The sequence below is a fragment of the Microbacterium sp. MMO-35 genome, assembly GCF_037147555.1.
Lineage (GTDB): Bacteria > Actinomycetota > Actinomycetes > Actinomycetales > Microbacteriaceae > Microbacterium.
The window spans coordinates 44,149-58,931 of sequence record NZ_JBBCVH010000004.1; the positions used below are offsets into that span (position 1 = coordinate 44,149).

General features: G+C 71.0%; 13 protein-coding genes. 7 read left to right on the plus strand and 6 right to left on the minus strand.

Annotated features, from left to right (window positions below; all coding sequences use genetic code 11):
* The first annotated feature begins 10 nt into the window (after positions 1-10).
* Genes WFJ01_RS09965 through WFJ01_RS09980 form a run of 4 tightly spaced genes read left to right on the plus strand, consistent with a single transcriptional unit; the run spans position 11 to position 3,768 of the window.
* Positions 11-1,027 carry a branched-chain amino acid ABC transporter permease gene (locus tag WFJ01_RS09965; protein WP_251445214.1) on the plus strand — a complete coding sequence of 339 codons (1,017 nt, stop codon included), beginning with the start codon at positions 11-13 and terminating at the stop codon, positions 1,025-1,027.
* The gene (locus WFJ01_RS09970; RefSeq protein ID WP_251445211.1) at positions 1,024-2,223 is read left to right on the plus strand and encodes a branched-chain amino acid ABC transporter permease; all 1,200 of its coding nucleotides are present in this window, start codon (positions 1,024-1,026) and stop codon (positions 2,221-2,223) included. The genes WFJ01_RS09965 and WFJ01_RS09970 overlap by 4 nt, the downstream gene beginning before the upstream one ends.
* Positions 2,220-3,068, plus strand: a complete 849-nt coding sequence (locus WFJ01_RS09975) for an ABC transporter ATP-binding protein (RefSeq protein ID WP_251445208.1) — start codon at positions 2,220-2,222, stop codon at positions 3,066-3,068. The genes WFJ01_RS09970 and WFJ01_RS09975 overlap by 4 nt, the downstream gene beginning before the upstream one ends.
* Positions 3,055-3,768, plus strand: a complete 714-nt coding sequence (locus WFJ01_RS09980) for an ABC transporter ATP-binding protein (RefSeq protein WP_251445205.1) — start codon at positions 3,055-3,057, stop codon at positions 3,766-3,768. The genes WFJ01_RS09975 and WFJ01_RS09980 overlap by 14 nt, the downstream gene beginning before the upstream one ends.
* A gap of 80 nt (positions 3,769-3,848) precedes the next feature.
* Here the strand turns inward: WFJ01_RS09980 and WFJ01_RS09985 are convergent, their stop codons facing one another.
* Positions 3,849-3,974, minus strand: coding sequence for a hypothetical protein (locus WFJ01_RS09985; RefSeq protein WP_285814267.1), 126 nt, complete (start codon positions 3,972-3,974; stop codon positions 3,849-3,851).
* Between the two features lie 190 nt (positions 3,975-4,164).
* On the opposite strand from WFJ01_RS09985, the gene WFJ01_RS09990 reads away from it, so the two are divergent.
* Positions 4,165-4,776, plus strand: a complete 612-nt coding sequence (locus WFJ01_RS09990) for a 50S ribosomal protein L25/general stress protein Ctc (RefSeq protein ID WP_336628929.1) — start codon at positions 4,165-4,167, stop codon at positions 4,774-4,776.
* Positions 4,777-4,855: 79 nt separating this feature from the next.
* Positions 4,856-5,437: an aminoacyl-tRNA hydrolase gene (gene pth / locus WFJ01_RS09995; protein WP_336628930.1), complete on the plus strand. Its 582-nt coding sequence runs from the start codon at positions 4,856-4,858 to the stop codon at positions 5,435-5,437.
* A 47-nt stretch (positions 5,438-5,484) separates the two neighbouring features.
* Here pth and WFJ01_RS10000 read toward each other — a convergent pair whose 3' ends face one another.
* Complete coding sequence (locus tag WFJ01_RS10000) at positions 5,485-6,069, minus strand: hypothetical protein (protein ID WP_292881441.1); 585 nt, start codon at positions 6,067-6,069, stop codon at positions 5,485-5,487.
* A gap of 89 nt (positions 6,070-6,158) precedes the next feature.
* Here WFJ01_RS10000 and mfd point away from each other — a divergent pair, with 89 nt between their 5' ends.
* Positions 6,159-9,743 (plus strand): transcription-repair coupling factor, encoded by a 3,585-nt coding sequence (gene mfd, locus WFJ01_RS10005; RefSeq protein WP_336628931.1) that lies wholly within the window; start codon positions 6,159-6,161, stop codon positions 9,741-9,743.
* 41 nt (positions 9,744-9,784) lie between these two features.
* Here mfd and WFJ01_RS10010 read toward each other — a convergent pair whose 3' ends face one another.
* The 4 genes from WFJ01_RS10010 to WFJ01_RS10025 form a co-directional block, all read right to left on the minus strand.
* Positions 9,785-11,170, minus strand: coding sequence for a collagen binding domain-containing protein (locus WFJ01_RS10010; RefSeq protein WP_336628932.1), 1,386 nt, complete (start codon positions 11,168-11,170; stop codon positions 9,785-9,787).
* A gap of 124 nt (positions 11,171-11,294) precedes the next feature.
* Positions 11,295-12,662 carry a glycosyltransferase gene (locus WFJ01_RS10015; protein WP_336628933.1) on the minus strand — a complete coding sequence of 456 codons (1,368 nt, stop codon included), beginning with the start codon at positions 12,660-12,662 and terminating at the stop codon, positions 11,295-11,297.
* On the minus strand, positions 12,659-13,558 hold the full coding sequence (locus tag WFJ01_RS10020) for an ATP-grasp domain-containing protein (RefSeq protein WP_336629079.1): 900 nt from the start codon (positions 13,556-13,558) through the stop codon (positions 12,659-12,661). The genes WFJ01_RS10015 and WFJ01_RS10020 overlap by 4 nt, the downstream gene beginning before the upstream one ends.
* A 2-nt stretch (positions 13,559-13,560) precedes the next feature.
* Positions 13,561-14,490: a PIG-L deacetylase family protein gene (locus tag WFJ01_RS10025; protein ID WP_336628934.1), complete on the minus strand. Its 930-nt coding sequence runs from the start codon at positions 14,488-14,490 to the stop codon at positions 13,561-13,563.
* Positions 14,491-14,783 lie beyond the last annotated feature (293 nt).

The window sequence follows — 14,783 nt, forward strand, 5'->3', positions numbered from 1 at the left end:
GCGAACCTGAATGCTCGATCTCGTCGCTCTGTCCGTCGTTCATGCGGACTCCTCCTGGATCAACTTCGACATCAACGCCCTGTTCCAGAACTTCTGGAGCGCCACCTTCGACGGCCTCACCTTCGGCGCCGTCTACGGGCTCATCGCCGTGGGTTACACCCTCGTCTACGGCGTGCTGAGCCTGATCAACTTCGCCCACTCCGAAGTGTTCATCGTCGGCGCCTACGGCGTCGTCATGACGCTGACGATGCTCGGCTTCGGCCCGAGCGCGCCCACCATCGGACCTGTCGCGATCATCATGGATCTCCTGCTCGCCCTCGTGGTCGGCATGGTCTTCTCCGCCGCGACGGCGTTCATCGTCGAACGCGTGGCGTATAGACCCTTGCGCAAACGCAACGCCCCCCGGCTCGCGTTCCTGATCACCGCGATCGGCGTCTCCTTCGCGATCCAGTACCTGATCTTCCTGCCCTTCGTCGGCGGGGCGAACGCGCAGCCCGCGGTCACGATGTTCATCCCGACCCCGGTGTTCGACGTCTTCGGCACGATCATCACCAACCAGCAGATCATCATCGTCATCGCGGCGGTGCTGCTCATGGTCGGCACCGACATGTTCATCCGGCGCAGCCGCACCGGTCGCGGGATCCGCGCCGTCGCGCAGGATCCGGACACCGCCACCCTGATGGGCGTCTCGAAGGAGCGCACCATCGTGATCACCTTCATCATCGGTGGTCTGCTGGCCGGTGCCGCCGCACTGTTCTACGTGATGCTGGTGCCCTCCGGCGTCATCTACAACGGCGGGTTCATCCTCGGCGTCAAGGCGTTCGCGGCGGCGGTCCTCGGCGGCATCGGCAACGTCCGCGGGGCGCTGCTCGGCGGCATCCTGCTGGGCATCGTCGGCAACTACGGACAGATCCTGCTGGGCGACGCGCAGTGGGCCGACGTCGTGGCCTTCGTCATCCTGGTCCTCGTGCTGCTCGTGCGACCGACCGGCATCCTCGGCACCACCCTCGGAAGGAGCAAGGCATGAGCACCTCATCCGATGGCCCCCGTCCGCTGCCCACGGCGGAATCGGCCCGCGAGACGATCGAGACCGAGTCGGTCGCAACCGTGCGCCGCGGTCCGTTCCGCGGCATGCGCGAGCGCTGGAACGAGCTGTCCCGTCCCGCGCAGTGGGCGTGGATGCTGATTCCGGTCGCGATCGCATACGCGCTCCCGTTCCTGAACTTCTTCCCGCTCACCACCGCGCCGGGCAACGACTGGCCGCTGGCGCTGTTCGCGATGGCGGTCTACGCGCTCGTCGCCGTCGGCCTGAACGTCGTCGTCGGCTACGCCGGCCTGCTCGACCTCGGCTACGTGGCGTTCTTCGCCGTCGGCTCCTACACGGCGGCGATGTTCACCAGCCCGGATTCGCCGTACCTGAAGATCCCCTACCTGTGGACCCTGCCGCTGGCGATGGTCGTGGCGATGATCTTCGGCATCACGCTGGGAGTCCCGACGCTCCGGCTGCGGGGCGACTATCTCGCCATCGTGACGCTCGGCTTCGGAGAGATCGTGCGGATCCTCGCAACGATCATCCCGGCGATGAAGGGGCAGGTGGGCTTCCAGAACGTGGGGCGCCCACCGGGCGAGGGCCCGAACGGGATCCCCCTGTTCGCCAACTCCAACGGCACACCGTGGTACTGGCTGACGGTGACGATCCTGATCATCATCCTGCTGCTCGCGGGCAACCTGGAGCGCTCGCGCGTCGGTCGCGCCTGGATCGCGATCCGCGAGGATGAGGACGCCGCGGAGACCATGGGCGTCCCCACCTTCCGATACAAGGTGTGGGCGTTCGCGATCGGTGCGAGCGTGGGAGGCCTTTCCGGCGCGCTCTTCGCCGGGCAGGTCGGCTTCGTGAACAACCAGAAGTTCGACGTGCAGACCTCGATCCTCTTCCTCGCCGCGGTCGTCCTCGGCGGCACCGGCAACAAGGTCGGCGCGATCCTCGGTGGCGCGATCGTCGCGTACATCCCGCTCCGGTTCACCGCGATCGCGGACTACAAGTACCTGATCTTCGGCGTCGCCCTGGTGATCCTGATGATCTACCGCTCCAAGGGACTGATCCCGGCGAAGATGCGGCTCATGGCGTACTCGCGCAAGGCCCTCGAGTGGGTGGCGCCGCCGAAGACGCCCGCCTCACCACCGCCACGACCCACCCCGAGCACGGAAGGGGGCGCATCATGACCGACCCGATCCAGGACCCGCCGCTCGTCGAGGGCGCCGAGTCCGAGCGCGAGATCGACGTCGCCGTCGGCGAGAAGCTCGTCGAGGTGAAGAACCTGACGATCAAGTTCGGTGGGCTCACCGCCCTGGACGACGTCTCGTTCGACATCCGGCGCGGCGAGATCCTCGGCCTCATCGGTCCGAACGGCGCGGGCAAGACGACCTGCTTCAACGCGATGACGGGCGTCTACAAGCCGACGAGCGGCGATGTGCTGCTCGAGGGGCAGTCCGTGAAGGGGCGCAAACAGCACCAGATCACCCGGCTCGGCTTCGCCCGGACGTTCCAGAACATCCGCCTCTTCGGTGAGATGACCGCTCTGGAGAATGTCGTGGTCGGGCTCGACGCCCGCCACCGCACGTCGGTGCCGGGCGCGCTGCTGCGCCTTCCCCGGCACGTCCGGGAGGAGAAGAGCTCGGTCGATCGGGCGATGGCGCTGCTCGACTTCGTCGGCATCGCCCAGCACGCGCAGAAGCGCTCGCGGGACCTGTCCTACGGATCGCAGCGGCGTCTGGAGATCGCGCGCGCGCTCGCGACCGATCCGAAGCTGCTCTGCCTCGACGAGCCCGCCGCCGGCTTCAACCCGGCCGAGAAGGAGGACCTGATGGCGCTCATCCGGTCCATCCGGGACGAGGGCTACACCGTGCTGCTCATCGAGCACGACATGAAGCTCGTGATGGGGGTCACCGACCGCATCGTCGTGCTCGAGTTCGGCAAGAAGATCGCCGACGACCTGCCCGGAGTCATCCGCGATGACCCGCGCGTGATCGCCGCCTACCTGGGAGTGCCCGAAGATGACGTTGCTTGAACTGAAGGACGTCTCCGTCCACTACGGGCGGATCAAGGCGATCCACGACATCTCCTTCGCCGTGGAGGAGGGGGAGATCGTCTCGCTGATCGGCGCCAACGGCGCCGGGAAGACGACGACGATGCGCACGATCTCGGGGCTGCTCCAGCCGTCGAGCGGATCCATCACCTTCGATGGGCAGGACATCACCAAGATGAAGGCGCACCTGCGCGTGGTCAAGGGGATCTCCCAGTCGCCGGAGGGCCGCGGGATCTTCCCGGGCATGACGGTGCTGGAGAACCTCGACATGGGCACCTTCGGCCTGAAGAACAAGTCGGGGGTCGCCGAGTCCTACGAGCGCGTGTTCTCGCTGTTTCCGCGCCTCGACGAGCGCAAGAAGCAGCTCGGCGGCACGATGTCGGGTGGCGAGCAGCAGATGCTCGCCATCGGGCGCGCGCTGATGTCGCAGCCGCGCGTGCTGCTGCTCGACGAGCCCTCGATGGGTCTCGCGCCGCAGTTCATCCGGCAGATCTTCAAGATCATCACGGAGATCAACGCGCAGGGCACGACCGTCCTGCTCGTGGAGCAGAACGCCAACCAGGCGCTGGCCCGGGCGCACCGCGCCTTCGTGCTCGAGACCGGCGCCATCACCCGCACCGGTACAGGCAAGGAGCTGCTCGCCGATCCGGCCGTCAAGGAGGCCTATCTCGGCGTGGGCTGAGCCGGCCGGGGCCACGGGCCCGAATGCACGAGAAGAACCGCGTCGTCCGGAAGGGCGGCGCGGTTCTTCCGTCGAGGTCGTCAGTCCTTGCGGTAGCCGGAACGGCCGAGCGAGAACAGTGCGCCGAAGCAGAGCACGGCGGCGCCGACGGTCATGAGGCCGATCAGCCAGGCCAGCGCTTCGGAGAGGAACACACCATCGGTCATGCCGTACAGCCTATCGTCAGTGGCGCGCGCGGATCTCGGGTAGCATGGTGGGGTCCTCGGCGAGGGATGGCGCGCGTGCGCGCACATCCGTGATCGACGCGGTGAGCTCTGGCTCTCCTTCCGTCGTGTCGAGACGACGCACCCAGACCACCGCACGGCATCTGCGCCGCGCGTGAACGAGGAGAACATCATGACCGAAGACAACAAGGTTGTCGCCGAGCTCCGCACCAGCTTCGGCAAGGGCTTCGCCCGCCGCCTGCGCGCCGCGGGCCAGATCCCGGCCGTCCTCTACGGCCACGGCACCGAGCCGGTGCACGTCGCACTGCCGGGCCACCAGGTCGCCCTGCTCATCCGCCGCGCCAACGCGCTGCTCGACCTCGACATCGAGGGCAAGGGCCAGCTCGCCCTGGTGAAGGACGTGCAGAAGGACCCGGTGCACCAGGTCATCGAGCACATCGACCTCCTCGTCGTGAAGAAGGGCGAGAAGGTCTCGATCGACCTCCCCGTCGTCCTCGTCGGCGAGTCGTTCGCGGGCACGATCGCGAACCTCGACGCGACGCACCTGTCGGTCGAGGCCGAGGCCACCCACATCCCGGAGCACGTCGAGGTCTCGGTCGAGGGCCTCGAGGACGGCGCGCGCATCACCGCCGCCGACGTGACCCTGCCGAAGGGCGTGACCCTGGTCGCCGACCCGGAGACCCTGGTCGTGGGCGTCTCCACCGCGGCCGTCGCCGACTCGCTCGACGAGGCCGAGGGCGACGCCCTCGAGGCCGACGCCATCGAGTCCGAGACGGCGGAGTGACCGTCCGGTCCTAGAACTCCGAGAAGGGGGCGCGATTCTTTCGCGCCCCCTTCTTGCTCTCTTCCTGGAGGATGGATCCATGGCGCAGACGTGGCTGGTGGTGGGGCTCGGCAACCCGGGTCCGAAGTACGCCGCGACCCGGCACAACGTGGGGCAGATGGTCGTCGACGAGCTCGCGGCGCGCCGCGGCGAATCCTTCCGCGAGCACAAGGCCGGCGCCCGGGTCATCGAGACCTGGGTGCGGCCGGGGGGCGACAAGCTCGTGCTCGCCAAGCCCAACAGCTTCATGAACGTGTCCGGCGCCCCGGTGGGCGCGCTCGCCCGGTTCTACTCGGTGGACCCCGAGCGGGTCGTGCTCGTGCACGACGAGCTCGACATCCCCTTCGACACGATCAAGCTCAAGGTCGGCGGCGGGCACGGCGGGCACAACGGCATCCGCGATGTCGCGCGGGTGCTGACCACGCCCGACTTCCCGCGCGTGCGGGTGGGGATCGGCCGGCCTCCGGGACGGCAGGATCCCGCGGACTGGGTGCTCGCCCCGTTCGGCGCCGCCGAGCGTCCGAACCTCCCGATCCTCGTCGCCGACGCGGCGGACGCCGTGGAGCAGCTGGTCGAAGAGGGACTGCTCGCCGCGCAGCAGAAGCACCACGCCCCGCGCTGAGCCGCATGCCGCGGAGTCTCGCGTCGGGATGGCGCGCGGCGACGCCGTCAGCGCTGGGTCGCGGAGATGCCGAGCGCGATGACGAACGCGATGTAGCCGACGACGACGTACACGATCGGGCCGAGCGCGGCGATGATGACCGCGGCGATACCGGGTCCGCGTCCGCGGCGCTTCGCGATCGCGACAATCCCCTGCACGAGCGCCCAGATCCCGAGCGCGGTCGCGGCCCACGACGTGATCTCGACCCACAGGACCAGATCGCGCACGGGCGTGAAGATCGACAGGTCCTCCGCGGACACGCTGTTCTCGAGAGTCGTGAGGTCGGTCGACGAGCCGATGCCCTGGCCGATCTGCCAGGCGAGCACGGCGCCGACGATCGTGAGCACGACGGCGGCGAGCAGGGCGAGCAGCAGCGCCACACGGCCCAGGCCCGAGCCGCGCGCGGGCTGCGCCGGCGGGGCGTAGGGCGCGCCGGCGTACCCGCCGGCGGGACCCGCGAAGGCCCCGGGCGGAGCCTGGTAGACCGGCGCGACACTCTGCTGCGGCGCATACGCGGGAGGAGCGACCGGCGGCGTCGGATAGCCCGGCGCGACGGGCGGCGGAACAGGGCGGGACTGCTGCGGATCGGTCACGCGTTCATCCTAGGCTCGGCACCCCCGACGGCGGGGTCCGCGCCGCGACGCCGGGGCGCCGTGTCGGCGGCGGCCCGTAGACTCTTCCGGTGACTGTGCAGGGGATCATCCGCGCTCTGGAAGAGGAGGCGTCCGGGTTCCGGGACGCCCTGAGCTGGGCGCAGACCGACGCCGACCTGCTGGCGAGCGCCGGCATGGACGCCCCCATGCTCGCGGGGCTCCTCGAGCGCCGTGCCGCGGCGGGGAAGCCCGCCGCGCTGCTCGTGGTCGCGCCGACCGGTCGCCGGGCGGAGTCGCTGGCGGCGGCACTGGGCTCGTACCTCCCGGGCGCCGAGATCCTGTCCTTCCCCGCGTGGGAGACCCTCCCGCACGAGCGGCTCAGCCCCAGCCCCGACACGGTCGGGCGGCGTCTGGAGGTGCTGCGCCGGATGCGGGTGTGGTCGCAGGAGCGCCCTCTCGTCGTCGTCGCCTCGGTGCGTGCCGCGCTGCAGCCCGTCGCAGCCGGACTCGGGGACGTCGAACCGCTCGAACTCGTGGTGGGCGGGCGGGGCTACGACCTCGACGGAGTGGCCGCGTCGCTCGTCGAACACGCCTACTCGCGGGTGGACATGGTGTCCCGTCGCGGCGAGTTCGCGGTGCGCGGCGGCATCCTCGACGTCTTCCCGCCGACCGCGGAGCACCCGTCCCGGGTGGAGTTCTTCGGTGACGAGGTCGATCAGATCCGGTTGTTCTCGGTGGCCGATCAGCGTTCCCTCCCTGCCGCGCCCACGACGGTGGCGCTGCCCGCGAGCCGTGAGCTGCTGCTGACGGCCGAGGTGCGCGAGCGCGCGGCGGCCCTGGTCGACGCGTTCCCGGGCATCGCGGGCATGCTGCAGAAGATGGCCGAGGGGATCCCGGTCGAGGGCATGGAGTCGCTCCTGCCCGTGGTCGCCGGGCCCGTGGTGCCGCTCGCGGACTATCTGCCCGAGCAGGCGGCCGTCGCGCTCGTTGATCCGGAGCGCTCCGGCGCCCGCGCGGCCAGCCTCGGCGAGACGAACCGCGAGTTCCTCGACGCGGCCTGGAGCGCGGCGACGGCGGGGGCCTCCGCGCCGATCGACCTGCAGACCGGCGACTTCCTCTCGATCGGCGACCTCCGCGCCGCCGTGCACGACCGCCACGGCGTGTGGTGGCGTCTGAGCGCCTTCGACGCCGGCTCGGACGACGAAGCGCACGACCAGGGCGCCGACGGCGTGAGCGCCACACCCATCCCGTCGTTCCACGGCAACGTCGATGGCGCGATCGAGTTCACCGCCGGCCGGGTCGGGGAGGGATGGCGGGTGGTGCTGGTGTCGTCGGGCGCGGGCCTGGTCGACCGCGCGCGCGACGTGCTCGCCGACCGCGGCATCGCCGCGCGGGTCGTGGAGACCCTCCCGGACAGCCCCGAGCCCGGCGTGGCGACGCTCGTCACCGGATCCATCGAGTCCGGATTCCAGATCGCGAGCGCCAGGATCGCGGTCATCACCGAGAACGAGTTCTACGGTCGCACGATCGGCGGCGACACCCGTGTCGTGAAGAAGCTCGCGTCGCGGCGCAAGAACGTCGTGGATCCGATGCAGCTCAAGGCCGGCGACTTCGTCGTGCACCAGACGCACGGCATCGCGCGCTTCGTCGAGATGACGCAGCGCGAGGTGTCCTCGGGCGGCCGCAACGCCGTCAAGACCACGCGCGACTACCTCGTGCTGGAGTACGCGCCGTCCAAGCGCGGCTATCCGGGCGACAAGCTGTACGTGCCGACCGACCAGCTCGACCTGCTCTCGAAGTACGTCGGCGGAGAGGCTCCGACGCTCTCGAAGATGGGCGGGAGCGACTGGGCCGCGGCGAAGGGCAAGGCGCGCAAGGCGGTGCGCGACATCGCCGTCGAGCTCGTGAAGCTGTACTCGGCGCGGATGGCCGCGAAGGGCTACGCGTTCGCGAAGGACACCCCGTGGCAGCGCGAGCTCGAGGAGGCGTTCCCGTTCGCCGAGACACCCGATCAGCTGCAGACCATCGACGAGATCAAGGCCGACATGGAGCGGCCCATCCCGATGGACCGGCTGCTGAGCGGCGACGTGGGATTCGGCAAGACCGAGGTCGCGGTGCGGGCCGCGTTCAAGGCGATCCAGGATGGCAAGCAGGTCGCGATGCTCGTGCCGACCACGCTGCTCGTCAAGCAGCACCTCGAGACCTTCTCGGAGCGCTTCGCGGGCTTCCCGGTCAAGGTGCGCCCGCTGTCGCGGTTCCAGACCGACAAGGAGGCGCGCCTCACGCTCGACGGCCTGCTGGAGGGATCCGTCGACATGGTGATCGGAACCCACCGGATCCTCACCGATCAGGTGATGTTCAAGGATCTGGGCCTCATGATCATCGACGAGGAGCAGCGGTTCGGCGTCGAGCACAAGGACGCACTCAAGAAGATGAAGACGAACGTCGACATCCTCGCCATGAGCGCGACGCCGATCCCGCGCACGCTCGAGATGGCGGTGACGGGAATCCGCGAGATGTCCACGCTGCAGACGCCGCCCGAGGACCGACACCCGATCCTCTCGTTCGTGGGGCCGAAGAGCGACAAGCAGGTCTCCGCGGCGATCCGTCGCGAGATCCTCCGCGAGGGTCAGGTCTTCTACGTGCACAACCGCGTGCAGTCGATCCAGCGGGTCGCGAGCGAGCTCGCCGAGCTCGTGCCCGAGGCGCGCATCGCCGTCGCGCACGGTCAGATGGGCGAGCACCAGCTGGAGCAGGTGGTCGACGACTTCTGGGAGCGCAAGTTCGACGTGCTCGTCTCGACCACGATCATCGAGACGGGCCTCGACATCTCGAACGCCAACACGATCATCATCGACCGGGCCGACCGCTACGGCCTCAGCCAGCTGCACCAGCTGCGCGGACGTGTCGGCCGCGGGCGGGAGCGCGCCTACGCGTACTTCCTGTACGACGACATGAAGCCGCTGAGCGAGACCGCCGCCGACCGGCTGCAGACGATCGCGGTGAACAACGACCTCGGATCCGGCATGCAGGTCGCGCTCAAGGACCTGGAGCTGCGCGGGGCGGGCAACCTCCTCGGTGCGGAGCAGGCCGGGCACATCGCGGGCGTCGGCTTCGACCTCTATCTGCGCATGATCGGCGAGGCGGTGGCGACGTTCCGCGGTGAGGAGACCGAGACCGGCGCCGAGCTGCGGCTCGAGCTTCCCGTGGACGCGCGGATCCCCGACGCCTACATCGACAGCGAGCGGCTGCGCCTGGAGGCGTACCAGAAGCTGTCGAGCGCGGCGACCGCGACCGCGGCCGACGACGCGATCGATCACGTGATCGAGGAGCTGACCGACCGCTACGGCACGCCGCCCGCCGAAGTCGAGGGTCTCGTCGCGATCGCCCGGCTGCGGCGTCGTGCCGCGCGGGCCGGGCTCACCGACGTGGTGGCGATGGGGTCGAACCTCCGGGTCGCGCCCGCCCGTTTCGAGGACTCGATGAAGGTGCGCCTGCAGCGTCTCTACCCGCAGGCCAAGCTGGTCGGCGGGGGAGAGGCCCTCGTCGTGCCGATGCCCGGTGCGGACCGGGCCGATCCGGTCGAGTGGACGGGGCAGCTGCTCACCGCTCTGTTCCCGGAGCCGGCTCCCGCGGAGTCGGAGACGCCCGCCGCATCGGCCAGCGCGCGCTAGCGGCACGGGGGTTCGGAGTCCTCCGAACCCCCGTGCCGTGCTCAGTTCAGCGTGCGCTCGGAGGGGCCGGTCTCAGCGCCGTCACGACCCCGCCTCCGTCGTGCCCGCAACAGGATCGCTCCGCCGAGCAGCAGTGCGCCGGCGAGGCCCAGCGGGCCCAGCCCGAGCGCTCCTCCGGTGTTCGCGAGCGCGCCCGCGGACGGCGGCGCCGGGGGCGTTGCGCCGGGCGGGGTCGCCACCGGGCTGGCCGTCGGCGAGGGCGTGACCGTGGGGGTCGGTGCAGGCGTGACGGTCGGCGTCGGGGGGACCGTCGGCGTCGGAGTGACGGTCGGTTTCGGCGTCGGGGTGACGGTCGGTTTCGGGGTCGGGGTGACGGTCGGTTTCGGGGTCGGGGTGACGGTCGGTTTCGGGGTCGGAGTCGGGGTGGCGGTCGGGGTCGGCGGCACTCCGTCGCCCGTCCCGGTGCCGCTCCCGCCGTGGCGCACGACGGTCGCTGCCACGGTGTCCGTGCGCTCGGTGCCGATGGCGACGGTGGCCGTGTTCGTGTAGCTGTCGCTCGGCGTCCCGGTCACGCGGGTCGTGAACTTGACCTCGTAGTAGTAGCCCCGCTGGGCGACGAACGACACCGTCGATCCGTCGGCCGACACGGCGACCTCCGCGGCCGGCTTGGGCTGCCAATCACCGGGCCATTCGTACCCGTCGGGATTGCGCACCAGGATGTGCGACTGCATCACCGTCCCGGTCGTCCCGTCGAGCGTCAGGGCCTGGTTCCCGGCCGGGCGATCGGTGACGACGATCCGTTCGCCACCCGCCATTCCGCCGCGCGGGGCGGCGACGGCGACCGTCCAGTGGATCAGACCGTTCCCGCGATCCTCGGCGCCCCATTTCCCGCTCCGGCGTCCTTCGAACGCGCAGTCTTGCTCGCACCGACCGGTGGGCGGGGTGACGGTGACGGTCGCGGTCAGCCGGTCGAAGACGTAGTCGATCACCGTGTCCGAGGTGACCTCCGTGCGGATGTCGACCCAGAACCGCACGGTGCCGTGGAGGTTGCGCGGGTGCGTCGCCGCATAGCCGGCATCGACATCGCACTGCAGGCGGGTCGTCGTCACCGTGCAGTGACCGGCGGCCTCGCCGTTCGGGGAGAGCAGCGGGAACGCGTCCTGGAGACCCTGGAGTCCCTGGGGGAGGTCGATGACGAACCCGGCGGGGCCCGGCGCGCCGTCGGGCAGCGACCAGTCGGCCTCGAGCGCCGCCGAGGATCCTCCCGGGACCGCCGACTCCGTGAAGCGGATGTCATCGATCGTGGCCGTCGTCGCGTACGGGGGCGCCGCCGCCGCCGGAGCCGCCAGGGCGAGCGTCGCGGCGACGACCGCTGCGGCCCCTCCCAGGCGCGCCCACAGCGCGGATCGTTCCTGTCGTCGTCTCATGTGTGTCTTCCTTTCTTGACGTGAAGGTCTTTCCCGGCCTGACGGCCGGGGGTGTGTCGGGGGCGGGGAGCGGGCGCCGGCCGGGGGCGTCGCCGAGGTGCCCCGGGACGCGGCGCGCTGAGGATCAGGGCAGCGAGCGGGCGGGGCCCGGAGTCGGGTGTGCCGCCGCGAGCCTCGCGTCTCCGGCGACGATCCCGGTGCGATGGAGCTTGTTCCACCGCTGCGGGGCGCGTCGCAGCTCGTCCCGGATCGCCCAGACCATGGTGAGACCCATCAGGCACGAGTACAGGGGCCAGAGCACGACGGTCCAGCCGTTGCGGAGTTCCCGCCAGGCGCCGTTGAGGACGAGCGCCAGGACGACGACGAGGGCGGTGGAGACGAGCCCGAGCCATCCGAGCACCGCCCAGGCGTCCCGGCCGACGGCCTGCCGACCGCCGATCGCCAGCGGCAGGAGGACGAGGAGCAGGCCGAGCTGAAGGACCGGACCGACGATCGCCGTGAGCGTGTTGAGGGCGAGGTAGGCGCCGAAGATCCCGTGTCGAGGACTGCCGATCATCCGGCGGTGCATCCAGGTCGTCTGCAGGAGCCCGCGTGCCCACCGCACCCGCTGTCGCCACAGGCCGCGCACGGTCGACGGAGACTCGGCGAACACGATCGCCCGAGGTTCGAACAGCACCCTGAAGCCCGCGGCGTGCACGCGCCAGGTGAGTTCCAGGTCCTCGCCGAGCGTGTGCTCGTGGAACCCGCCCAGGGATCTCACGACCTCGGCGCGGAAGGCTCCGACGTTGCCGGACACGATCGGCAGGCAGCCGAGGAGGGAGAGCGCCCGGCGCACCAGCCCGGTCCCCACGTGGCTGAGGATCGAGAGCATGCGGGTGAGCGGGCGATCCGCGTTGGAGGGCCTGTCGTCTCCGCACACGGCGCCGACGCGGCGGTCCGAGAACGGGACGATGAGCCATTCGACGGTGTGCCGGTCGAACAGCCCGTCGGCATCGACGAAGAGCAGGATGTCGCCGACGGCCATCCGGATGCCGCGGTTCAGCGCCGCACCCTTTCCGGCGTTGTCCTGGCGGACCGCGCGCACGCACGGATGCCGCTCCGCGAGCCCGCGGGCGATGCTCCAGGTGCCGTCCGTCGAGCCGTCGTCGACGATGATCACCTCGAGACGCGGGAATGCCGACCGGACGATCGAGGCGATGCAGGCGTCGAGCACGACCTCCTCGTTGTACGCGGGAACGATCACGCTGACGATCGCATCCCCGGGGTACACGAGGGTGCGGCGAGGGGCGGCCTCCGTGTCGCCGGCCCGGGCGATCCCGCGGAATCCGGGACGCGGGCCCGCCGCCAGGCGCGCTCGCCGCCCGGAGGTGAGACGGATGCGCAGTTCGAACCAGGAGGCGATCGGGACGTAGGCGAGCTTCGCCGTGGCGATCAGCAGCAGGCCGGATCCGATGACCTGCGCACCGAGCTCGAGCGCGCCGAGGCCGATCATCGCGCCCCCGCCAGGTGCGCGAGTTCGACCAGCGCCTCGCGGAGCAGCTCCGGCGCGGAGGCGCTGTTCGCCCCGAAGCGCGCATTGACCTCGAGGACGGCCGGAGTCCCGTCCGTCAGGAGTCGGACGTCGACGTCGACGGGGCCGGAGAGCCCCAGCGCGTGCGTCGCCGCCACGGCCAGGTCTCCGACCTCTGCGCTCTCGGGCGCGACCCGGGTGACCCCGACGGCGTTGCCGGTGCGCCCCTCTCGCAGCGCGAGTTTGCGCAGCACGACGCAGCGCGAGGAGCCGAGCGACGTCACGGGGGAGTACACCACGGGCGCGAACTCCGGGCCGGGTGCGAACCGCTGCACGACGAGCGCGTCGGTGGCGGTGCGCCACGCCTCGACGGCGTCGGCGCGTGCAGCGTGCTCCGCGTCGATCACCCGCACGCCGCGGCCGCCGCGCGAGATCCGCGGCTTCATGACGACGGATCCGCCCAGGCGCTCGACCGCCTCGGCGGCGCTGCCCGCCTGGGACGGCAGCAGGAAGCCGGGCACGGACACCCCGTGGGCGCGGAGCCGTTCGGCGGTCGCGTACTTGTCGTCGGCGATGCGGACGGCCGCCTCGTCGCCGAGGAGGAGGGGCACCGGGAACGCCGCCGCTACGCGGGCGAGCGGAACGAGCTCCTCGCTCACGCTGGGCACCACGGCATCGGCGCCCCACCGCCCGGCCAGCTCCGCCAGCTGCTCCGGGTACCCGGGATCGTCCGCCCGCAGCACCCGCTGGAACGCGTCCGCGGCGGGCGCGTCCAGCGCGCGGAGGTCCGTCCCGCCGACCCAGTGCCCGAGGCTGCGGAGCTGACGGCCCAGGGCGGCCCCTGCCGGTCCGCCGATGCCCGTGACGAGGATCCGCATGCTCACAGACCCTCCGTCGCGAAGCCCTGGAGGCGCACGACCTCGAAGCCCTCGGCGAATCGCGCCCGCGCCTGGGCGCCGCGGAAGGCGGCGACGGCGCGCACCCGTTCCGCCGCCATGTACGGCTTGCCGCGCTGGTCCTGATGCAGCTCGACGGCATCGACCTTGACCTCGAGATGCTCGGTCACGTCCACGTAGAGCACGGGGGCGAAGTCGCCCGTCGCCGAGGGGCTCTCGAAGCAGATCACCGAGCCGTGCCGACGTGCGGCCCGCAGGGTGGCGAAGTGCACCGCCTCGTGATCCTGGTGGTAGTCGTTCTTGGAATGGGTGAGGACGAGGTCCGGCGCGAAGTCCTCTATGGCGCGCTCGATGATCTGCACCATCGCGCGGTCGTCCCGCGCGAGCCGGGTGTCGCGCAGCTCGTGCACGTCGGTGGTCCCCGCTCCGAGGTGCCGCGAGCCGCGGTGGGCTTCGCGCAGCCGCGTCGGGGCGTCGCCCCCCGAGGATCCCGCGGTCATCACGACCGTCCGGATCTCGTGACCGCGATCGGCGAGCTTGGCGAGGGTCGCGCCGCAGGCGAGCTCGATGTCGTCCGGGTGCGCGCCGATGGCGAGGATCCTCCGCCGGCTCCGGGCCGGAGCGCCCTTTCGGCGCAGCTGCACGGCGGCGACGGAGGTGACCACGAGCAGCGCGACGATCGTGAGCGCGAAGAGGACGAGGACCGTTCCCCGGGTGCGCAGCGGCGGAGCGGTCACGATGACGCTCAGGACGAGCACGAGGGCGACCGCGAGCGTGCCGCGCAGGACGTGTCCCTTCCGGAAGCGGCGCTCGAACCACCGCGCGCTGCGCCGCGTGGCCAGCAGGAGCAGGCAGGCGCCGCCCGAGAGCGCGATCAGGACGAGGGAGGGGAGGTTGGTGAGAACGAAGTCCATGGTGGTGAAGAGTCAGGCCTCTGCGGATCGGAGGAACGTCGGATGGTGCCCCTGCAGCGGGGAGCGGGGCCGGCTCGGGGTGCGACCGGGGTGTCCCCGGTCGCTGCGATCGCAGGCCTCGGCGGACCCGGCGTCGGCGCGCGCGGCGGGCGCGATGGACGCGGACGGTCACGGGGCATGGGCATCTGACTCACCTCCCCCCGGATGGCGATGTGCATGCGCGGTGCCGGAGGGTGCGGAGCGGATCCGAGATCCCCGGCGACGCTCCCACCCTGGCAGGTCGCCGGGTGCCG